This is a genomic window from Nocardiopsis coralli (assembly GCF_014892575.1).
Lineage (GTDB): Bacteria > Actinomycetota > Actinomycetes > Streptosporangiales > Streptosporangiaceae > Nocardiopsis > Nocardiopsis coralli.
The window spans coordinates 161,533-181,921 of the sequence record NZ_JADBGI010000010.1; the positions used below are offsets into that span (position 1 = coordinate 161,533).

A 20,389-nucleotide genomic window follows, 5' to 3' on the forward strand; every position below is an offset into this window, starting at 1 on the left:
CGTGGGAGACACGTCAGGCGCGCTCGGCGCACGTGCGGGCCGCCGCTGCCCCGTGGGGAGGCCCCGGCGGGCTCCGTGTGGACGTGGCGTCACGGTGCTGGACCTCCGGACGTCGGGGTCGGGCAAGCAGGACCACCGGCCCCTGTCCGCCCCAGTGGTTGGGGCCGGTGGGGATCGAGGGCCGCGGCGAGACCGGGGTCCAGATGGAGGTCCATGACCTCCACGGCGTCGAGCAGGCCGCCGGGGGTCCAGCCCCGGGGCAGGTCGACGGCGCGTCCGGTCGCGCGCTCGCGGCGCAGGAGTTCGGGTTCCGGATCGGCACCCGATTCCAGGAGAGGTACGAGGGTCGAGTGCAGCCATCCCCGCTCGCGCGGGGCGCCGCCGGGCAGGAGGGAACCGGGGGCGTGCGCGCCGAGGTGGCTGTCGAGGAAGACGCGCAGCTCGTGTCCGGTCAGGGGCAGGGTGCCACGCCGGTCGAGCCGTTCCAGGGCGCGTTCGACCCCGTCGCTTCGGGTGGCCCAGGCGACCACGTGGTCGTCGCTCTCCCCCTCCGGACGCGCGACCCGCCGGGCCTTGGCACGGGAACACAGGGCCTCGCACACGTCGTAACCGAGGGAGAGCGGCGCGCCCACGGGTTGGATCGCCAGGCCCACCCCGACGGTCGGGACGCACGTCGTGTTCGCACCGTGCACGGAACGGCGGGGGCCGCGGCCGTCGTGGTCCAGCGCCCGGTGCAGCGCGACACGTGGGTCGGCGGGGTCGGCGATGCGCTCGGGGTCGGCGTCCAGCCAGTCCAACGCGTACCGAACCAGGGGCAACGCCAGACGCGCGTCGCACACGAGGGTGAGGTCGTCGCCGGCCACCACGATCGGCCGGAGGGGAAGGCTCACCGTTCCGTGGAGATCACGGTCGGGGTGGTCGGTGCTCCGGTCGGCACCCGGGGCCAACGTGACCGCACCACCCGGGCCGACCCCGGGCACCACGGCGTGGGAACCGGGTTCGGTGCGCACGGTCGCCGCAACCGCCCGCACCAGGGCGCGGGCCAACCCTTCCGTGAGCCCGGCGATCCGGCGCGACAGTTCGCGTTGGGCCAGCGCACCGGAACCGGGCACCTGCGGGTCGGCCACACGCTCGCGGTACTCCCCCAGCAGCACACCGAGCCCGTTGACGTCGATGTGCGCCACGGCGATCCGGCTCAGCTCCCCGTGTTCTCTGCCGAGGCGGTCGGTCTCCTTGGGCAGTGCAAGGCGGGGTCCGGAACGCGGCGCGTGGGGCTCCGGGTCCAGCCAGGCGCGTTCCTGCTGCCGGTGCCAGCGCCGCCCCACCCCGCGGGCGCGGGCGACGTCGGCGGAGACCCGTTCGGGAACCTTGTCGCCGCCCCCGCCGGCCCCGGCACTCCGGCTGGCGTCGACGACCTCGGCGGGCGCACCGCTGACCGCGCACTCGGCGGTGATGCCGTACCCGTGGGCCGGAACGTGCAGCGTGGACATGTGGCCCCGGGCCTCGCGCAACCGTTGCGGCAGCAGGGCCAGCGCCTCGTCCACGGTCTCGCCCGGACCGTAGGGCACGTGCGCCACGATCGGCGTCAGCCCGCCGGCACGGTCCCGCAGGTGGCGGGTGTAGCGGGCGGTGAAGAGCCGCGCCGCCCCGCGATCGGCGAAGACCCCGGTGAACGCACCCCCCGCGTCGCGCAGCACCAGGCAGTCGTCGGGGACCAGGTCGGCGATCCCGTGCTCGGCGTCGCCGGAGTCGGTGAGTTCGGCGACGAGCGCGGCCCGCCCCACGGCGTCGAGGATGCGGCGCCCGCCGAACACGAACGCCTGGATCCCGCGCAGGTCCACACCGACGACCACACCGGAGACCGGCGGAACGGAAGGGGGACCGTCCGCGCCGGGGCAGGGCCGGTGCTGCTGGAGGGGGGTCACCGGTGGCGGCCTCCTCGTCGGCGGGGTCAGGGCGGGGACGCGACGGCCGGCGCCCGTGGCGGACGGTCCCGGTGTCCTCTCTCGGACAGCCGTTTCCCTCTCTCGGACAGTCGCACGGTCCGACGGGTCGCACGACCGGACGGAGGTCGCGTCGCGGGCCACGGTAACCAAGCGCCCGGTCGCCGGGTGCGGGCGCCCACCCGTGTTCCGAGCGCGAAGCGTCCGGCTCGCAGGCGGACGCCGGGGGACCCCGACCCGCTCTCCCGGACTCTCTGCCCCACCCCGGCGCCTCCTGCCCGCCCCGAGCGAACCCGCCCCGGAAGAGGAAACCGGGAACGCGGGGGGGTGGACGCCGCACGGCTCACGCCATGCTCCCCCGCTCCCGCGCACCGCAGCCCGGGGTCCTTCACCCGCCGGGGCAGCTGTCCGAGAGAGCTCGGTACACGGCCCCCGGTAGGAAGGCTCACGCATGCCCACCTCGCGCCCCGGAACCCCCGGCCCCCCGGGCTCTCCCGGCCCTCCGGCCCCTTCCGGACGCCCTGCCTCGGCCCAGGCCCCGCCCTCCGCCCCGCCCTCCGCCGCGTCCTCCGCCGCGTCCTCGGCGTCCGCACCGAAACCCCCGCCGCCCCGTCCACCGCTCCGGCCGCACGACCTGGCACCGCATCTGCGCGGCCTGGCCCGGTCGCTGCGGTCGCGTTCCGGCTCTGCCCCGTCCGCACGGCCCGTGGCGCCTCCCCCGTGACCACCTGCCGCGCACACGCGGACCGGCCGACCTTCCGGGCCCGTGCCCAGAGGTCGACCGGCCGCGCCCCGGTCCCCGCCCGCCGTCCTCGAGCGGCGCCCGGTGGTCGTCCGGGCTCCAGCGCCTCCAGCGGCCCCGAAGGCCCCGGAAGCCCGGTGGCCGTTCAGTCGAAGAGCGCCCCCTCGAACTCGCCGGTCTCGGCCACGGAGGGCCGACGGGGTTCGTGCATCCGCGGGGCGGAACGCCGGGACGTGCGCCTCCCCTCGCGCCGGGAGCGCCGTGCCGCGGGCCGGTCACCCTGGCGCGGTTCGGTGACGGTGTCCACACGTACCGCCCCGAACCCCTGCGCCGTGTACTTGCCGACGCCGGTCAGCTCCACCAGTTCCAGGAGCGCAGCGAAGGCGCGGGCGTGCCGCGGGTCGCCGCCGAGGAGCTCGAGCCGCATCCCGCCCTGCCACCCGAGCACGGAACGGTTGTCGGCGTGGTGGTGTTCGCCGAGCCGGATCTCCTCTCCCGGCAGGGGGCTGCGCCGCAGTTGCGCCATACCGCCGAGCACCAGGTCGAGCCAGGGGTCGGCCAGCTCGTGCGGGGCGAAGCGGGCGACCGCGCCGACCGCGCCGCTCCCGCCGACGATGCCGCCCCCGGAACGGTGCACGGCTCCGAAGAGCCGCCGCGGGTTGGGCCACACGTGCGGGATCCGGTCGCCGGTCGCGTCGCGGGTGGTGGTGACGACGGGGGTGTGGCTGCGCAGGTCGGCCGCGCGCAGGGCGTGCAGGGGGCCTTCGTCGGAGAGCAGGGTGGCGTAGTCGGTGTCGAAGGTGCGGGTGACCGACAGCGGTTCCATGACGTGGTCGCCGATGCGCTGGCCGGTGCCGATGAGTTCGCACGGGTCCAGCGGTGGGGGCGCGTCGTCCAGCCAGGTGAGGGTCCAGTGGTGGAGGCGGTCGCCGAGGGGGACGGGCCAGCCGTGCATCGCCCATTTCTTGGCGCCGGAGTGTTCGTCGGGGGGTTGGGGCCACCAGGTGTTGAGCAGGCCGTGGCAGTCCTCGGGCCGGACGGGCCGGGCGGTGTCGGCCCGGTCGCACAGGATCAGGGTCCACCGTCGTGGCACGGTCACCACTTCCTCGTCGCGCGATCGTGGCGGCGGGGTCTCCGCCGTCCTCGGTTCACCGAGGATTCCTCTCGGACACTCGCACATCCCGCGTCTCGTTACTGTGGGGGCGGCGGTGCACCTGCCGCCGCGTCCGGAACCGAACGACCGGAGGGCCCATGCCCCGCCTGAGCCACACCTTCGACATCACCCCCGTGGACCGCGCGGTTCTGGGCGAGACCGTGGCCGCGTTGCACGGCGTCGCCCGTGCGTGCCGGTTCGACGGGCGGGGCTGGCTGGCTCTCCCCGATGAGCACACACGGTCCGGGCTCCGCGCCGAGGCCGAGGAGCTGGGCCTGCTCGACGGCGACCAGACCCGCCGCCTGCACGAGGAGCAGGACGAGGCGGCGGAGCGCAGCGCCCGCGCCTGGGCCGAGGGCGACACCGAGACCGCCGAGGAGGAGGCCGTGGCCGCATCGCAGTTGGCGTTGCAGCTGCGCAACGGCCGCCACCTCGCCCCGCGCTCGCACTACCTCCTGGCCGAGCTCTCCCCCGCTGGTGTGCCCACGGAACCGGCCGCCGAGGACAAGGGGTGGAGCGGCACGGGCCTGACCGTGACCTCCTGGGACGAGCACGGAACCTCGTCGGTCGCCTACGCCATGCCCGATACCTCGGGCGGCGAGACCGCGGTGACCTGGGGCGGCGTGGAGCACGACGCGTCGGCCGAGCACCTGAACGCCACCACCGAGGTGCAGATCCCGGGCCGCGGGGCCTGGCTCCGGTACGCGCGCGCCGACCTGTCCTTCGACACCGGTGCCTGGTACGAGGCGGCCGGCGGTGGTTCGGCCGGGGGCCCTCCGGCCCTGGTGGTGGCCGAGCACCGGTTGGTGCGGGTCCGCGCGTGGTTGCAGCCCTCCCCCGGCGCGGACGGCCGCTGGTCGGTGGAGGCCGTGCTCGACGTGCGCGGGCGCGGGGTGTTCCGCCCCATGGCCGCGCTCATGTTCTGGGCGGTCCTGCGTTCCACCCGCCGGGAGGACCATGCCAAGGCCAAGCGCGGGGAGCTCACCCTGGGCGAGCAGTTGGCCGAGGACGCCGTGCGCTACGACCGCATCGCCCGCAACGCCCCGCGCATCCCGGGGTTCCTGCACCGGGTGCGCGACGCGTTGGCCGGGGCCCGCGACGCCCCGTCCGAAGCTCCGTGATCCCCGGTCAGGGGGCCTCCCGGTCGGCGGCCCACCCGGTGAGCGAACGCACCCGCAGTTCCGTGTAGCGCCCGGAGTTGCGTTCGCGCGAGAGCAGGCTGCCGACGATCGCGAACAGGAACCCGAGGGGCACGGCCACCAGCGCCGGGTTCTCCAGCGGCACGAACTGGATGTCGACGGAGGCCGGCAGCACCGACAGGTTCTCGCCGGTCACCGGGTCGGTCTTGCCCGACATCACCGGCGAGAACAGCACGAGCAGCATGGTCGACGCGAGCCCGCCGTAGATCCCCCACTCGACGCCGCGGGTGTTGAAGCGCCGCCAGAACAGGGTCAGCACGATCACGGGCAGGTTGGCGGCCGCGGCCATGGAGAACGCGAGCCCGACGATCGCGGCGACGTTCTGTTCCTGGGCCTGGATCGCCAGCACGATCGACACCCCGCCGACCAGGCACGCCGAGAACCGGGCGACGGCCACCTCCTGCGACTCGCGCGGGCGCCCCCACATGAGCACGTGTCCGAACAGGTCGTGGGCGATGGAGGAGGACGAGGCCAGGGTCAGGCTGGCCACGACGGCGAGGATCGTGGCCAGGGCGACGGCGGAGACCAGTGCGAGCAGGACCGCGGCCCCGGCCGGTCCGGCGGTGAGGCGGCCCAGTTCCTCCGCGAGCAGGGGCACGGCGGTGTTCCCGGAGGGGTCCATGGCCACGATGCGTTCGGACCCGACGAGCGCGGCGGCACCGAACCCGAGCGCGAGGGTCATGAGGTAGAACGCGCCGACCATGACGACCATGCGGTTGACCGAGGAGCGCGCCGCCCGCCCGTCGCGCACGGTGTAGAAGCGGATGAGGATGTGCGGCAGGGCGACGGTTCCCAGCACGAGCGCCAGGCCCAGGCTGATGAGGTCGAGCTTGTTGTACAGGGTCGCGGCGGCGTCGCCGGGCACGTCCTGCCCCAGACCGAGCCCGGGTTCGAGGAAGGCCGACCCGTGCCCGCTCGCCTCGGCGGCACCGTCGAGCAGGGCGCGGGGGTCGAAGGAGAACGCGGCCAGCACGAGCACGGTGAGCAGCCCGGTCGCGCCCAGCAGCGCGACGGCCTTGATGATCTGCAGCCAGGTGGCGGCCTTCATCCCGCCGTACATGACGTAGACGATCATGAGCACGCCCACGAGCACGATGGCCCCGGTACGGGCCTGGCTGTCGGTGAGCCCGAGGAAGGTCCCGCCGTCGTGCAGCCCCAGCAGCACGGCGAAGAGCGCGCCGGCGCCGACCATCTGGGCGACGAGGTAGAACACGCTCACCGTGACGGTCGAGACGGTGCAGGCCAGGCGTACGCGCATGCGCCGCATCCGGAAGGCGGGCAGGTCGGCCATGGTGAAGCGGCCGGTGTTACGCATGAGCTGGGCCATGGGCAGCACGAGCAGCCACGCCACGAGGAACCCGATGGAGTACAGGAACCCGTCGTAACCCTGCAGCGCGATCATCCCGGCGATGCCGAGGAAGGAGGCGGCCGACAGGTAGTCCCCGGTGAGGGCGAGGCCGTTCTGGGTCCCGGAGAACTCGCGTCCGCCGGCGTAGAAGTCGACGGCGCCGTGGGTGGTGCGTCGGGCCCGGACGGTGATGCCCAGGGTGACCAGGACGAAGAGCGCGCACAGGCCGACGGTCCACAGGTGGGCGGCGCCCAGCTGGCCGGTGAGGGCGTCGGCGAGGTGCCGGGGCGCGTCGGGGGCGGTCATCGTGCGGCCTCCCCGGGACGGTGCTCGGTCTCCATGCGGGTGCGCACACGTGCGGCGAGCGGGTCGATCCACCGGCGGGCGGCGCTGGAGAAGGCCCAGGCGAGGAAGAACACGAGCAGGAACTGGCCGAGGCCGGAGACCAACGCGACATTGACCGGATCGGCGAGGCGAATGCTCATGAAATCGCGGGCGTAGGCGCTCAACAACAGATGGGTGAGGTAACCGCTCAGGAAGAGGGTGACAAGAAGGCCGCACAACAGGGCGTACCTGCGCCGCAACCGGACAAAATCGCGGTCCCCCCACAGGCGTTCGCACGCGTGGGCGATCTCGGCCTCCTCGGCCCTGCGTTCCCGGCGGCTCTGCGGCCCCGCGGGCTCGCCGGTGCGGCCGCCGGGGGCCGCCTCCATGTACTCGACCATGACCCTCCCCCTGAGGCACCTGCGTGGATGCGTGTCGTGGGGCGCGGCGAACCCGCTGACGGCCGGTCCCCTCGTGCTCCGGCCGTCTCCCTCGGCAGGTGCGCGCCCGCGGGACGGATTCGTCCCGGTTGGGGATTCACCCTAGCCAGGGGGGACCGGGCCTGGTGGCCGAATTCCGAAATCCGCCCGGAGCGAGAGTCCGCAGAATTCCGAAAAAGGGACGAATGATTCATGAGGGCGATTTCCGCACGGTTCGCGCGGCGCGGCCCGCGTGCCCGGGAACACGTACGGGAACCCCGCAACGGGCGCGGACGTGGACACGGTGACCTCCGGTCTTCGCTAGGCTTCCAGGCGACCCCGGATCCGTTACGGCTGCTCCTGAGGCGATCCTCCTCGGCGTTCGTACACGTGTATGATTACGGGGTCCGCCCGTTCACGCGATACCGAAGGGAAATCCCCGCCGTGGTCACCGAGGTCTTCACGCTCAAGTACTGCGATCCCCACGCCGTCCGCGAGGAGAAGGTCGAGGCGAGCGAGGTCATCCAGTTCGCCTGGGAGGGCACGGTCCGCGAGGTCGACGCCTGCGCCGAGTGCTTCGAAGAGCACCAGGCCCGTTTCGAGCCGCTCGTCGACTACTCCCGCCCGGTGAAGAAGCGCCGCAAGAAGGCCGCCGCCCAGACCTCCACCGCGCAGTCGGACAGCGAGCAGACGGACGCCGAGCAGCCCGCGACGGCGGACGCCTGAGCCGAACGGCCGTGATCGTGCGGGGCCTGTCGCCTTCCGGGGCGGCGGGCCCCGCACGTGTTTCACCCGCCGCTCACCACCCGCCGTTCAGGATCCGCCCATGAGGCGGGCCACGCGTCCACTGCTGCGGTCGGTGCCCATCCCCGCCCGGACGGTCTCGGCGACCGGCAGGCGGGCGTGCACGTGGGTTCCGCCCTGGCCCTGCACCGAGGCCCCGAAGCGGCGCATGGTGCGCAGCATCGCGGTGTTGGAGAGGGTGGTCTCGGCGCGCACCTCGGCCAGGCCCCAGTCGGCGGCGGCCACGGTCAGGGCGCGGGTGAGCGCGGTTCCCACACCCTTGCCCTGCCAGGCGTCCTCGACCAGGAACGCGATCTCGCCGACCCCCGGATCGGGTGTGTACATGAGGTGGCCCAGCGCGACGGGGACCTCCCCGCCCTGGGGCCGCACGGCGAGTGTGAGGCCGCGGTCGGGGTCGGAGAAGATCCGCAGCATCCAGGGGGCGAGGTCGCGCACCCCGGCGAAGTAACGCCCGCGCAGGGTGGCGGGTGAACAGCGGCGGTGCAGGGCCTGGAGTTCATCGGCGTCGTCCTCGTGGACCTGCCGCAGCGAGAGCCCCTGGCCGGAGACGGTGCGCACGATGCGTTCGGTGGGCACCGGCCCCGCGGCGGGCATGACCAGGCGGACCAGGGCGTCGGCCCGGCTGCTCTCGGTCCAGGTGAAGGGGTGGGAGGGCCGTCGCAGGAGCACCCCGCGCAGCGGTCCGACCGGCACGAGCATGCACGTGGCCGGGTCGAGGCCCTCCTCCTCGTCGGCCCGGGTCAGGTTGGTCCAGGTGGCCTCGTCGGCCCGCAGGAGCTCGGCCAGGGCCTCCGGGAGGCGGTTGGGGTGGGCGCGCAGGCGGCCCGCCAGGAGCAGGGCGCGGGTGAGATCGTCGCCGACCTCGCGCCGGTGGGCGGGCACGGCCGACACCGCGCCCGAGGGGGTGTGCCGCGACAGTGCGTTCACGGCACCGGTGTGGTCACCGGGCAGGTCGACCACGAACTCGTCGACCGCCCCGGTGACATCGGTGTGGATGGTCAGTTGAACGATGTCCGCGTCGTGGCCGGCCAGGAGGTCCACGACCCCGGCGAGCCCGCCGGGCCGGTCCTCGACCGCCGTTCTGATCCGCCACAGGCCCACAGCGCCTCCTCGTGGTGTTTCCACCGCCGCGCCACCGCGCTGTGGCGCGGCGGTGGAACGCGCACCGACGTGGAACCACCCTCAGGGATGCACGTTTCGTCCCGGTTAGCCCCGCGTTGAGTTCAGGAGGCATCCATCCGGCCCGTGGGAGCCCGGTGCCTACGGCTGTCCGCTGACCAGGGCGCCGTCCTTCCACACCGCCGCGACCTGCGGGACCCCGGGCCGGTAGGCCAGGTACAGGTGGTTGGGCGCGTCCAGCATCGCCAGGTCGGCGCGGGCACCCGGCGCGAGGTGGCCCACGTCGTCGCGGCGCAGGGCGAGGGCCCCTCCGGCGGTGGCCGCCCACAGGGCCTCGTCCGGGGTCAGGCCCATGTCCCGCACGGCCACGGCGATGCAGAAGGCCAGGCTCGAGGTGAAACAGGAACCCGGGTTGCAGTCGCTCGCCAGCGCGACGAGCGCACCCGCGTCCACCAGTCGGCGTGCGTCCGGGTAGGTCTGGCGGGTGGAGAAGTCCACGCCCGGGAGCAGGGTGGCCACGGTCGGCTCGGGGCGTTTCGCGGCCTGGGCCAGCGCGTCCACGTCGCCGCCGGACAAGTACGTGCAGTGGTCGACCGAGGCGGCCCCCACCTCGACGGCCAGGGACACCCCGGGCCCCTCCCCCAACTGGTTGCCGTGCACGCGGGGCAGCAGCCCGCGGTCCATGCCCGCGGTGAGGATCCGGCGCGAGGCGTCCTCGTCGAAGGCGCCGCGCTCGCAGAAGACGTCCACCCACCGGGCCAGCGGCGCACACGCGTCGAGCATGGGTCCGGTGACCAGGTCGAGGTAGCCCTCCGGGTCGTCGGCGTACTCGGGGGCCACCACGTGCGCGCCCATGAAGGTGACCTCGTCGGTGATCCTCCCGGCCACGGACAGCGCTCGGGCCTCGTCCTCGACGGTGAGCCCGTAACCGGACTTGACCTCCAGGGTCGTGGTGCCCTGGGCCCGGGCCTCACGCTCGAGCGTCCGGGCGTTGGCCAGGAGTTCGGCGTCGGAGGCCTCCCGGGTCGCGGCGACGGTGGTGCGGATCCCGCCGGCCGAGTACGGGGTCCCGCTCATGCGGGCGGCGAACTCGCGGCTGCGGTCTCCGGCGAAGACGATGTGGGAGTGGCTGTCGACGAACCCCGGGATGACGCAGCGCCCGGCGGCGCCCACCCGTGCGTCGGCGGCCGGCGCCTGGGTTCGCGGACCGGCCCAGGCCACACGGCCGTCCTCCAGGACGAGGGCGGCGTCGGGGATCTCGCCGACGGGGCCGCGTCCTAGGGTCGGATCGTTGGTGACGAGGGTGCCGATGTCGTCGACGAGGATCGTCCGGGGTGTCTCGGGGGTGTGGTTCATACGTAGAGCTCCTTGATCACCGTGTCGAGGTCCTCCGCGGCGTCGGGCAGGTGCAGGTGGGTTCCGGCGCGCACGACCCACCGTCCGTCGGCCATCACGTGGCGCACGTCGGCGGCGGAGGCGGCGAAGACGACGGCGTCCGCGGCCCGCTCGGGCGGAGAACCGGCCAGGCCGATGCCGTCCAGGGGCACGTTGACCAGGTCGGCGCGGGCCCCCACCCGCAGCGCTCCGGCGTCGTCCCAGCCCAGGGACGCGTGGTGGGTGGCGGCGCGCAGCAGGGCCCCGGTGTCGAGGTTGCCGCGGCGATGGGTGCGCAGCCTCTCGTGCAGTTCCACACCGCGCGCCTCGGCGAACAGGTCGGTACGCGCGTGCTGGTCCGATCCCAGGCTCAGCGGCGCCGGGTCCAGGTCACCGGTGCGCGGCAGCCCGTCGGCCAGGTCGCGTTCGGTGGTCGGGCACAGGCAGACGGTGGAACCGCTGCCCCGCACGAGCCCGACGTCGGTGTCGGTCAGGTGGGTGGCGTGCACCAGCGTGGTGCCCGGCCCCAGCGCCCCGGCGCCGTCCAGCACCTCGACGGGGGTGCGGCCGTGAGCGGCGAGGCTGGCGGTGTTCTCGTCGGGCTGTTCGGAGACGTGGACGTGCAGGGGCAGACCGCGGTCCCGTGCCGTGGCGGCGACCACGGCCAGGTCCTCGGGCGTCAGGGCACGCACCGAGTGCGCGGCCGCGCCCGCCCTGGCGTGTTCCCCGTCGAGGTCGAGCAGGTCCAGGCGGTCGGCCCAGCGGTGCACGTCGCCGTCGCCGAAGCGCAGTTGCGGCCCGGAGAGCGGATGCCGGGTCCCGTCGGTGTCCAGGCCCCCGGCGAGGTAACACACGTCGAGCAGCGTCAGCCGGATCCCGGCCTGGCGGGCCGCCTCCACCAGCGCCCGCCCCATCGCGTTCGGGTCGGAGTAGGGGGCGCCCCCGGCCCCGTGGTGCAGGTAGTGGAACTCCCCCACGCTCGTGACCCCGGCCAGCGCCATCTCGGCGTAGGCGCCCCGCGCCAGGCGCAGGTACGTCTCGGGGTCCAGGCGGTCGGCGACGCGGTACATGGCCCGGCGCCAGGTCCAGAACGTGCCCCCGTCGGAGTGCGTGCGTCCGCGCAGCGCCCGGTGGAAGGCGTGGGAGTGTGCGTTGGCCAGCCCCGGGAGGGTGAGGCCCTGCAGCGTCTCCGCGCCCACGGGCGGCTCCGGGGTACGGGTCAGGGCGGTGATGCGCCCGTCCTCGACGGTGAGCAGCACCCCGTGTTCGACCGCCCCGTCGGCGGCCCCGGTCCAGGCCCACTCGGCCCACAGGCGTGTTCTCACGGTGCGACCTCCCCGACGGGGCGTTCCAGCAGGTCCTGGAGCACGTCGGCCAGTGCGGTCACGCCGACGTGGCAGTCCTCGGGGTCGGCCCACTCGTGCGGCGAGTGCGAGACCCCGGTCGGGTTGCGGACGTAGAGCATGGCGGTGGGCACGTGCGCGGCGAGCACGGCGGCGTCGTGCCCGGCCCCGGTCGGCAGCACGGGCACACCGGGTTCGGGCGCCCGGCGCTCCAACACCGCCGCGACCCGGTCGCGCAGGGCGTGCGGGAACTCCACGACGGGGGTGTCGGACTCCTGTGCCACGCGCAGCTCCACCCCGTGTTCGGCGGCGCTGCGCTCGGCCTCACCGCGCACCCCGGCCACGACCGCCTCCAGGGTGGACCGGTCGGCGGCGCGCGCGTCCAGCCAGCCGCTGACGCGGGAGGCGATGGCGTTGGTGCCGTTGGGCACGGCCCGGACCTTGCCGACGGTGGCGCGGGCGTCGTGGGCGGCGGCGCTCTCCCTGGCGGCCAGGACGGTGCGGGCGAAGGGCAGCATCGGGTCGGCGCGGTCCTCCAGACGGGTGGTGCCGGCGTGGTCGGCGCGTCCGGTGAGGTCGAGGCGCCAGCGCCCGTGCGGCCACACCGTGCTCGCGGCGGCGACGGCGTGCGGGGTGTCGGCGAGGTGTCGGCCCTGTTCCACGTGCAGTTCCACGAACGCGTCGAGCAGGCCCAGCGTGTGCGGGTCGGGTCCCAGAGCGGCGGGGTCGAGACCGGCGCGGGCCATCGCCTCGGCCCAGGTGGTGCCGTCGGCGTCGGTGAGGGCCCGCACCCGGTCGGGGTCGATCTCCCCGGCGGTGAGGCGGATTCCCAGGCACGGAACGCCGAACCGCCCGCCCTCCTCCTCCACGAAGACCGCGAGGGCCAGAGGGCGGTCGGGGGTCAGGCCGCGCTCGCGCAGGACGTCGACGGCGGCCAGCGCGGAGGCCACACCGAGCGGCCCGTCGAAGGCGCCGCCGTCGGGGACCGAGTCCAGGTGGGAACCGGTGGCCACGGCGCCGGGCGCGGGCTCGCCCCACCAGGCCCACAGGTTCCCGTTGCGGTCGGTGCGCACGTCCAGGTCACGGGCGCGTGCGGCGTCGGTGAACCAGGCGCGGGCCTCGGCGTCGGCGGCGTTCCAGGCGTGCCGGTGGTACCCGCCGGAATCGGGGTCACGGCCGACGGGTGCCAGCTCGGCCCACAGGTGGTCGAAGTCCATTCACTCCCCCTCGGAGGCGACACGGATGCCGTGGGTGCCGGCGACCCGTTCGGCCTCGGGGTACCCCGCGTCGACGTGGCGCAGTACCCCGGTGGCGGGGTCGTTGGTGAGCACCCGGTCGAGCTTGGCGGCGGCCAGGTCGGTGCCGTCGGCGACGCTGACCTGCCCGGCGTGCAGGGAGCGTCCCATCCCCACGCCTCCCCCGTGGTGGATCGACACCCACGAGGCGCCGGAGGAGGTGTTCACGAGTGCGTTGAGCAGGGGCCAGTCGGCGATGGCGTCGGAGCCGTCGCGCATGCCCTCGGTCTCGCGGTAGGGGGAGGCCACCGATCCGGTGTCGAGGTGGTCGCGGCCGATCGCCAGGGGCGCGCTGATCTCTCCGGCGGCGATGAGTTCGTTGAAGCGCTGCCCCGCGGCGGCGCGTTCTCCCTGCCCGAGCCAGCAGATGCGGGCGGGCAGCCCCTGGAAGGCGACACGTTCCCGGGCCATGCGGATCCACCGTGCGAGGTGGTCGTTGTCGGGGAACAGGTCGAGGATGGCCTGGTCGGTGCGGGCGATGTCGGCCGGGTCGCCGGAGAGCGCGGCCCAGCGGAAGGGCCCCTTGCCCTCGCAGAACAGCGGCCGGATGTAGGCGGGCACGAAGCCGGGGAAGTCGAAGGCGCGGCCGAAGCCTCCGGTGCGGGCCTCGTCGCGGATCGAGTTGCCGTAGTCGAACACCTCCGACCCGGCGTCCATGAAGCCCACCATGGCCTCGACGTGCGCGGCCATGGACTCGCGGGCGCGTGCGGTGTACTCCTCGGGCTCGGCGGCGGCGAGGTCCTTGTGGTCGCCGAAGGGCACCCCGAGGGGCAGGTAGGCGAGCGGGTCGTGGGCGGAGGTCTGGTCGGTGACCACGTCGATCGCGGCGCCGCGGGCCAGCAGTTCGGGGAAGACCTCGGCGGCGTTGCCCAGGACCCCGATGGAGAGCGGGCGGCGTTCGGAGCGGGCCTTCTCGGCCAGCTCCAGGGCGTGGTCGAGGTTGTCGGCGCGCACGTCGAGGTAGCGGTGTTCCAGACGGCGCTCGATGCGGGTGGGGTCGCACTCCACGACGAGGGCGACGCCGTCGTTCATGGTCACGGCCAGGGGCTGGGCGCCGCCCATGCCGCCGAGCCCCGCGGTGAGGGTGACGGTCCCGGCCAGGGTTCCGCCGAACCTCTTGGCGGCCACGGCGGCGAAGGTCTCGTAGGTGCCCTGGAGGATGCCCTGGGTGCCGATGTAGGTCCAGGACCCGGCGGTCATCTGCCCGTACATGGTCAGGCCCTCGGCCTCCAGGCGGCGGAACTCGGGCCAGGTCGCCCAGTCGCCGACCAGGTTGCTGTTGGCGATGAGCACCCGCGGCGCCCACTCGTGGGTGCGCAGGATCCCCACGGGTTTGCCGGACTGCACGAGGAGGGTCTCGTCGCCCTCGAGGTCGCGCAGGGAGGCGGTGATGCGGTCGAAGCTGCGCCAGTCGCGGGCGGCGCGGCCGGTGCCCCCGTAGACCACGAGGTCCTCGGGGTGTTCGGCGACCTCGGGGTCGAGGTTGTTGTGGAACATGCGCAGGGCACCCTCCTGGGGCCAGCCCTTGGCCGACAGGGTGGTGCCGCGTGCGGCGCGGACGGGACGCGGAGCGCTCATCACGGGGTGTCCTTTCGCTGGTTCAGGAGAGGGGGGTGACGGACCCGGCGGCCGACACGACGGTTCCGTCGGTGATCAGGGCCTCCACGGCCGCGATCTCCGGTGCGAGGTGGCGGTCGGGGCCCGGGCCGGGCACGTGCTCGCGCAGGGCGCGCACGACGGCCCCGGTGGCCGGGCCGGGTTCGAGCGGCGAACGCAGGTCGAGGGCGCGGGCGGCGGTGAGCAGCTCCACGGCCAGGACGGTGGTCAGACCGTCGACGGCGCGGCGGAGCTTGCGCGCGGCCGACCAGCCCATGGACACGTGGTCCTCCTGCATGGCCGAACTCGGGATGGAGTCGACGCTGGCGGGCGCGGCCAGGCGCTTGAGTTCGGAGACCACGGCGGCCTGCGTGTACTGGGCGATCATGTGGCCGGAGTCCACGCCGGGGTCGTCGGCGAGGAAGGCGGGCAGACCGTGCGAGCGCGCCACGTCGAGCATGCGGTCGGTGCGGCGTTCGGCGATGGAGGCGGTGTCGGCGACCCCGATGGCGAGGAAGTCCAGCACGTGCGCGACGGGGGCGCCGTGGAAGTTGCCGTTGGACTCCACGCGCCCGTCCTCGAGCACGACGGGGTTGTCGATGATGCTGTCGAGCTCGCGTTCGGCGACCAGGCGGGCGTGCCCGAGGGTGTCGCGGGCGGCGCCGGCGACCTGGGGTGCGCAGCGCAGGGAGTAGGCGTCCTGCACCTTGTCGCAGTCGGGGCCCTGGTGGGAGGCGACGATCGGGGACCCGGCCAGGAGAGCGCGCAGGTTCGCGGCGGAGGCGGCTTGGCCGGGATGCGGGCGCAGGCGCTGGAGTTCGTCGGCGAAGACCCGGTCGGTGCCCAGGAGCGCCTCGACGCTCATGGCCGCGGAGATGTCGGCGACGGTGAGCAGGCGGCCGAGGTCCTGGCAGGCCATCGCGAGCATGCCCAGCATGCCGTCGGTGCCGTTGATCAGGGCCAGGCCCTCCTTGGCACCGAGCTCGACCGGCTCGATGCCGGCGTCGGCGAGCGCCTCGGCGGTGGGGCGGCGTTCCCCGGAGGCGTCGCGCACCTCCCCCTCACCCATGAGGGCGAGCGCGACGTGCGACAGGGGCGCGAGGTCGCCGGAGCAACCGAGGCTGCCGTACTCGTGCACGACCGGGGTCACCCCGGCGTTGAGCAGGGCGGCGAGGGTCTCGACGGTGGCGGTGCGCACACCGGTGCGGCCCGAGCACAGGGTGCGCAGGCGCAGGAGCATGAGCGAGCGCACGACCTCGCGCTCGACCTCGGGGCCGGCGCCGGCGGCGTGCGAGCGGATCAGCGACCGCTGCAGGTCGGCGCGCAGGTCCGGTGCGATGTGCCGGGTGGCGAGCGCGCCGAAGCCGGTGCTGACGCCGTAGGAGGGCTGTTCGCCGGCGGCCAGGTCCTCGACCCGTTCGCGGCCGTGGCGGACGGCCTTGCGGGTCTCCTCGGCGAGGACGACGTGGGCGCCCTCGCGGGAGACGGCCAGGACCTGGGCGGGCGTGAGAGGCGTGCCGCCGATGGTGACGGAGGGAGCTGCTGTGGACATGGCCCCATTCGATCCTCCCGGGGCCGCCCGCGGGAAGCGCCGACACGTGGGTTCTGTCCGAGATCCCAGACAGGTGGCCGGGGCCCTGGCGTGTGGCAGCATCGGGTCCATGAGTCACGTTCCGGCCGCCACACGGGCGCTGCGGCTGCTGCGGTTCCTGGCCACCCGACCGGGCCCGGTCTCGGCCACGGCGATCGCCGAGGGGTTGGACATGCCCCGGTCCAGCGTCTACCAGCTCCTGGAGGCCATGGCCGAGGAGGGGTTCGTGACGCACCTGCCGGAGGATCGCCGGTGGGGCCTGGGGGTGGCGGCCTTCGAGATCGGCTCGGCCTACCTGCGCCACGACGGGGTGGAACGCCTCGCCCGCCCGCTGCTGCGCCGGCTCACCGAGGCCACGGGCGCGACCGCGCAGCTGGGCATCCTGCACGGATCCGACACCCTGTACCTGCTCAAGGAGCAGCCCCCGCACGCGCCGACCGTCATCACCGGGGTGGGGGTGCGCCTACCCGCGCACCTGACGGCGTCGGGGCGGGCGATGCTGGCGCTGTTGCCGCGCGCCCAGGTGCGGGCGCTCTATCCGGGCCGGGAATCGTTCACCGACCGCACGGGGCGGGGACCGTCCACCCCGGGAGAGCTGCGCGAGGTCCTGGCGCAGGAACGCCGACAGGGGTGGTCGCTGGAGGACGGGCAGGTCACCGAGGGCTTCCTCTCGGTGGCCTCCGCCGCGACCGACCACAACGCCCACCCGGTCGCGTCGATCGGGCTGACCGTGCCCAGCGCCCGCCCGGTCACCCCCGCGGCGTTGACGGCCCGGGTGCGCGACGCCGCCGCCGAGCTCACCCGTCGCCTCGCCGGCCGCGCTACCCCCTCCTGACCGGCGAGGATCTTGCTACCAGAGCCGGTTTCGGCGCCGAAGTCGGCTCTGGTAGCAAGATCCCGCAATCATCTAGCGGGCGAGGGGGCGCGTTCGACGACGTCGGGCAGGGGTGCGGTGCGCTGGACCATCCGCAGGATCTTGTCGCCGTGGTCCCGGGGCACCTGAACGTAGAACTGGGTGGCGGCGTCGGGTTCGGCCGGGTCCAGCCCCAGCCGGTCGGCGTTCTCGGCCCAACTGGGCAGCTCCGCCTCGGCGCGGTGGGTGTCCAGCACGACCTCGATGAAGGTGTGGCGGCGGGAGCCGGCGGTCACCTCGCGGATGCGGCGGATCTCGGGCCAGGCGATGAAGGTGCCCTCGCCGGGGAACCACCACTTGCGTTCCTGCAGCACGGTGATCCCGTCGCTGTCGGCGCTGATGCCCTGCCGGGTGATGCGCTGGGGCAGTCCGCGCAGCACCACCACGTTGCTGCCGGGACCGATGAAGGCCATGACGGCGGCGGCCGACCCCCACAGCGACAGCGAGCCGGCGGTGGCCCGGTCGGCAAGGACCTCCCAGGCCAGGGAGCCGAGCACGACCAGGAAGCCGATGGTCAGCAGGGCCGAGAAGTAGGCAACCGCCATCCACATGCGGGTGTTGGGCCCGCGCAGGCTCACGTACCGCCGCAGATGGGAGACGCTGCCGGGGCGGGCGGTCAGGTCCGAGGGCACGCCCCGGGGCGCGGCGGCCGCGTCCTCGGGGACGCCCGTGGGGTCGGGGGGAACGTCCATGGGATCGGGGGAAGCCATGCCCCCATTCTTCCAACTCCCACAGGTGTTCGGTGCCGTGGGAGCGGGCGGAATTCCCAGAAAGCACGGTCCGTCCGCATTGCACGCCGTTAGGCTTGCCGTCCATGAGGCCGAAGACGCACGAGTACGACACGGAACTGCGCATCGACGGGGAGCTCGTCGTCCTGGACGGGGTCTCCTACCGGGGCCGCACCGTGCTGCGGGAGGGTCCCGACCAGTTCGCCCCCTTGGAGCGCTGGGCCAAGGGCGTGGCCGAGTCCGTGGGCGAGCCCGTCACGTGGCGCGCCTCGGACCGGGGTGAACTGGCCGCACGGGGCACGGTGCGTCCCGGTGAGGGATCTCAGAACCGCCGGGCGCTCTGAGCCCCGCACTTGGCGCACTGGAACTTCCGGTCGTCGCCGAGGACCCAGTCGTGGTCTCCGCCGGTCGGGCACGAGGACATCGACACCATCTCCTCCAGGTGGGGGCATCCGGGATGTGCGGCTCACTGTATTTCTCACCAGCCACACCAGTCCCAGGAATGAGAAGTCCCGTTACCGATTCATGTTCTGCGGCCGCGCCCCGACCGCCCGCCGGCACCACCCCCGCACACACGTCGGGGCCCGCCCGGAAACCGGACGGACCCCGATGCGGAAGTCCCTGGTGCGCGCGGGGCGCGGGGGTTCTCAGTTCTTGGAGGCCTGGATGTAGGCCTCGACGGCGGCGCGGTCGGCGCGCAGCTTGGCCAGCGCCTCGTCGAGGATGAGCTTGCCCTCCTCCTCGCTGCGCCGCTCCTTCACGTACGCCAGGTGGGTCTTGTACGGCTCGGTACGCGGGGGCGCCGGAGGGTTGGCCTGGTCCTTGCCGGCGGGGAAACCGCAGCGGGGGCAGTCCCACTCCTCGGGGACCGCGGCCTCGCTGGCGAAGCTCGGCACGACCTTGTGCATGTTGGCGCAGTAGAACGGGACGCGGATACGCGGTGCGGACTCGCCCCGCTCCGCCTCGCCCATGGGGCCGGCTCCGACCCGGCTGCCACGGATGGCACTGCCACTACCCATACCCACGAAAAACTCCTTCGGCGGACCCGCCGGCGTCCCCGGCGGGTGTGACGGTGAACGGGGGCGCCTGCCTGCCGGCCGTGGGGTCGGCGGCGTGCACCGGTCCGGGGAGGACCGGGAACTACATGGCGCCCCGGTTCAGCAACAGGCCCAGCACCACGATGGCGAGGATCCACACGATCGCGACCGCGACCGTCATGCGGTCGAGGTTCCGCTCGACCACGGACGAGCCGCCCAGCGAGGACGTGACGCCGCCGCCGAACATGTCGGACAGGCCGCCGCCCTTGCCCTTGTGCATGAGCACCAGGAAGATCAGCAGCACGCTGAGAAGCATCACGAAGATGGACAGACCGAGGATCACACGCTCACCCGTAGCTCGACCCCACAGTGGGGGGAAAGATGGACACCACGACCCCCGCATGCCACTCGCAGGGATCGGCGCGGTTGTGTCCGGCGCCGACCGGCCCGGCGAGCGGGGCAATGAGGAGGCCGGGGACGTTTTCGGATTTTACCGTGCCCATGGTGACACGGGAGGGGCCACCGTGAGGTACGGAAGGACCCCACAGCGAAGTGTAGCCCGGACGCGGGCTGTTCGCGTCCCCACGGGCCCCTCCGGCCCCACCGCAGCTCACGGCGGGGCCGGACGGACCACCGGGTCGGACCGCTCCGGGACCTACTTGGAGTCGCCGAAACGGATGATCTTGACGAAGTCGTCCGCCTTGAGGCTGGCGCCGCCGACCAGGGCGCCGTCGACGTCGTCCTTGCCCATGATGCTGCCGGCGTTGTCGCCCTTGACCGAACCGCCGTAGAGCAGGCGCACGGCGCCGGCGACCTCGGGCGAGTAGAGCTCGGCCAGGCGGGTGCGGATCGCCGAGCAGACCTCCTGGGCGTCCTCGGGGGTGGCCACCTCGCCGGTGCCGATGGCCCAGACGGGCTCGTAGGCGATGACGAGCTTCTCGGCCTGCTCGGCGGTGATGTCCTTCAGGGAGCCGTCGATCTGGGCGATGACGTGCTCGACCTGGTTGCCGGCCTTGCGCACGTCCAGGCCCTCGCCCACGCACACGATCGGCACGACGCCGTTGGCGAAGGCGGCCTTGGCCTTGGTGTTGACCACGGAGTCGTCCTCGGCGTGGAGCTCACGGCGCTCGGAGTGGCCCACGAGCACGTAGGAGCAGTCGAGCTTGGCGAGCATCGAGCCGGAGACCTCGCCGGTGTAGGCGCCCTTCTCGTGGGCGGAGACGTCCTGGGCCCCGTAGCCGATACGGAGCTTGTCGCCGTCCACGAGCGTCTGGACGCTGCGCAGGTCGGTGAAGGGCGGCAGGACGACGACCTCGGCGTTGTCGTAGTCCTTGTCGTCCAGGGCGAACGCCAACTTCTGGACGAGCGCGATGGCCTCCAGGTGGTTGTTGTTCATCTTCCAATTGCCGGCGATGAGCGGCAGGCGGTTCGACATGGTCGGTGTATCCCTCTTGATCACTG

Annotated in this window: 18 protein-coding genes; 4 read left to right on the plus strand and 14 right to left on the minus strand. The window is 73.7% G+C overall.

Annotated features, from left to right (window positions below):
* Positions 1-89 precede the first annotated feature (89 nt).
* Together IDM40_RS13490 and cas6 are read right to left on the minus strand one after the other, a co-directional pair.
* On the minus strand, positions 90-1,925 hold the full coding sequence (locus IDM40_RS13490; protein WP_193122341.1) for a hypothetical protein: 1,836 nt from the start codon (positions 1,923-1,925) through the stop codon (positions 90-92).
* A 905-nt stretch (positions 1,926-2,830) separates the two neighbouring features.
* Positions 2,831-3,784, minus strand: a complete 954-nt coding sequence (cas6, locus tag IDM40_RS13495) for a CRISPR system precrRNA processing endoribonuclease RAMP protein Cas6 (protein ID WP_193122342.1) — start codon at positions 3,782-3,784, stop codon at positions 2,831-2,833.
* A 152-nt stretch (positions 3,785-3,936) separates the two neighbouring features.
* Between cas6 and IDM40_RS13500 the strand changes: the two genes are divergently transcribed.
* A complete protein-coding gene (locus IDM40_RS13500; protein WP_193122343.1) occupies positions 3,937-4,959 on the plus strand; it encodes a hypothetical protein in 1,023 nt (340 codons plus the stop codon).
* Positions 4,960-4,966: 7 nt separating this feature from the next.
* Here the strand turns inward: IDM40_RS13500 and IDM40_RS13505 are convergent, their stop codons facing one another.
* A complete protein-coding gene (locus IDM40_RS13505) occupies positions 4,967-6,691 on the minus strand; it encodes a solute symporter family protein (RefSeq protein ID WP_193122344.1) in 1,725 nt (574 codons plus the stop codon).
* The gene (locus tag IDM40_RS13510; RefSeq protein ID WP_193122345.1) at positions 6,688-7,110 is read right to left on the minus strand and encodes a DUF485 domain-containing protein; all 423 of its coding nucleotides are present in this window, start codon (positions 7,108-7,110) and stop codon (positions 6,688-6,690) included. Before IDM40_RS13510 ends, IDM40_RS13505 begins: the two co-directional genes overlap by 4 nt.
* A 462-nt stretch (positions 7,111-7,572) precedes the next feature.
* Here IDM40_RS13510 and IDM40_RS13515 point away from each other — a divergent pair, with 462 nt between their 5' ends.
* Positions 7,573-7,854, plus strand: coding sequence for an Lsr2 family protein (locus IDM40_RS13515; RefSeq protein ID WP_193122346.1), 282 nt, complete (start codon positions 7,573-7,575; stop codon positions 7,852-7,854).
* Between the two features lie 87 nt (positions 7,855-7,941).
* On the opposite strand, the gene IDM40_RS13520 is transcribed toward IDM40_RS13515, so the two are convergent.
* The 6 genes from IDM40_RS13520 to hutH all read right to left on the minus strand — a co-directional run bounded on the left by IDM40_RS13520 (position 7,942) and on the right by hutH (position 16,211).
* Positions 7,942-9,033, minus strand: coding sequence for a GNAT family N-acetyltransferase (locus IDM40_RS13520; RefSeq protein ID WP_193122347.1), 1,092 nt, complete (start codon positions 9,031-9,033; stop codon positions 7,942-7,944).
* A 159-nt stretch (positions 9,034-9,192) separates the two neighbouring features.
* Positions 9,193-10,407, minus strand: coding sequence for an imidazolonepropionase (gene hutI / locus IDM40_RS13525; RefSeq protein WP_193122348.1), 1,215 nt, complete (start codon positions 10,405-10,407; stop codon positions 9,193-9,195).
* Entirely contained in the window at positions 10,404-11,750 is a 1,347-nt protein-coding gene (locus IDM40_RS13530; RefSeq protein ID WP_193122349.1) for a formimidoylglutamate deiminase, read from the minus strand. The genes hutI and IDM40_RS13530 overlap by 4 nt, the downstream gene beginning before the upstream one ends.
* A complete protein-coding gene (locus tag IDM40_RS13535; RefSeq protein ID WP_193122350.1) occupies positions 11,747-12,985 on the minus strand; it encodes an allantoate amidohydrolase in 1,239 nt (412 codons plus the stop codon). Before IDM40_RS13535 ends, IDM40_RS13530 begins: the two co-directional genes overlap by 4 nt.
* Complete coding sequence (gene hutU / locus IDM40_RS13540; RefSeq protein WP_193122351.1) at positions 12,986-14,641, minus strand: urocanate hydratase; 1,656 nt, start codon at positions 14,639-14,641, stop codon at positions 12,986-12,988.
* Between the two features lie 22 nt (positions 14,642-14,663).
* Positions 14,664-16,211, minus strand: a complete 1,548-nt coding sequence (gene hutH, locus IDM40_RS13545) for a histidine ammonia-lyase (protein WP_193122352.1) — start codon at positions 16,209-16,211, stop codon at positions 14,664-14,666.
* Between the two features lie 109 nt (positions 16,212-16,320).
* On the opposite strand from hutH, the gene IDM40_RS13550 reads away from it, so the two are divergent.
* Positions 16,321-17,085: an IclR family transcriptional regulator gene (locus tag IDM40_RS13550; RefSeq protein ID WP_193122353.1), complete on the plus strand. Its 765-nt coding sequence runs from the start codon at positions 16,321-16,323 to the stop codon at positions 17,083-17,085.
* A gap of 68 nt (positions 17,086-17,153) precedes the next feature.
* Here the strand turns inward: IDM40_RS13550 and IDM40_RS13555 are convergent, their stop codons facing one another.
* Complete coding sequence (locus IDM40_RS13555) at positions 17,154-17,873, minus strand: hypothetical protein (RefSeq protein WP_193122354.1); 720 nt, start codon at positions 17,871-17,873, stop codon at positions 17,154-17,156.
* A gap of 104 nt (positions 17,874-17,977) precedes the next feature.
* On the opposite strand from IDM40_RS13555, the gene IDM40_RS13560 reads away from it, so the two are divergent.
* Positions 17,978-18,235, plus strand: a complete 258-nt coding sequence (locus IDM40_RS13560) for a hypothetical protein (RefSeq protein ID WP_193122355.1) — start codon at positions 17,978-17,980, stop codon at positions 18,233-18,235.
* Positions 18,236-18,538: 303 nt separating this feature from the next.
* Here the strand turns inward: IDM40_RS13560 and IDM40_RS13565 are convergent, their stop codons facing one another.
* The 3 genes from IDM40_RS13565 to tpiA form a co-directional block, all read right to left on the minus strand.
* On the minus strand, positions 18,539-18,910 hold the full coding sequence (locus IDM40_RS13565) for an RNA polymerase-binding protein RbpA (protein WP_193122356.1): 372 nt from the start codon (positions 18,908-18,910) through the stop codon (positions 18,539-18,541).
* A 121-nt stretch (positions 18,911-19,031) separates the two neighbouring features.
* The gene (gene secG / locus IDM40_RS13570) at positions 19,032-19,271 is read right to left on the minus strand and encodes a preprotein translocase subunit SecG (protein ID WP_017616562.1); all 240 of its coding nucleotides are present in this window, start codon (positions 19,269-19,271) and stop codon (positions 19,032-19,034) included.
* A gap of 312 nt (positions 19,272-19,583) precedes the next feature.
* Positions 19,584-20,363, minus strand: coding sequence for a triose-phosphate isomerase (tpiA, locus tag IDM40_RS13575; protein ID WP_193122357.1), 780 nt, complete (start codon positions 20,361-20,363; stop codon positions 19,584-19,586).
* Positions 20,364-20,389: the final 26 nt, after the last annotated feature.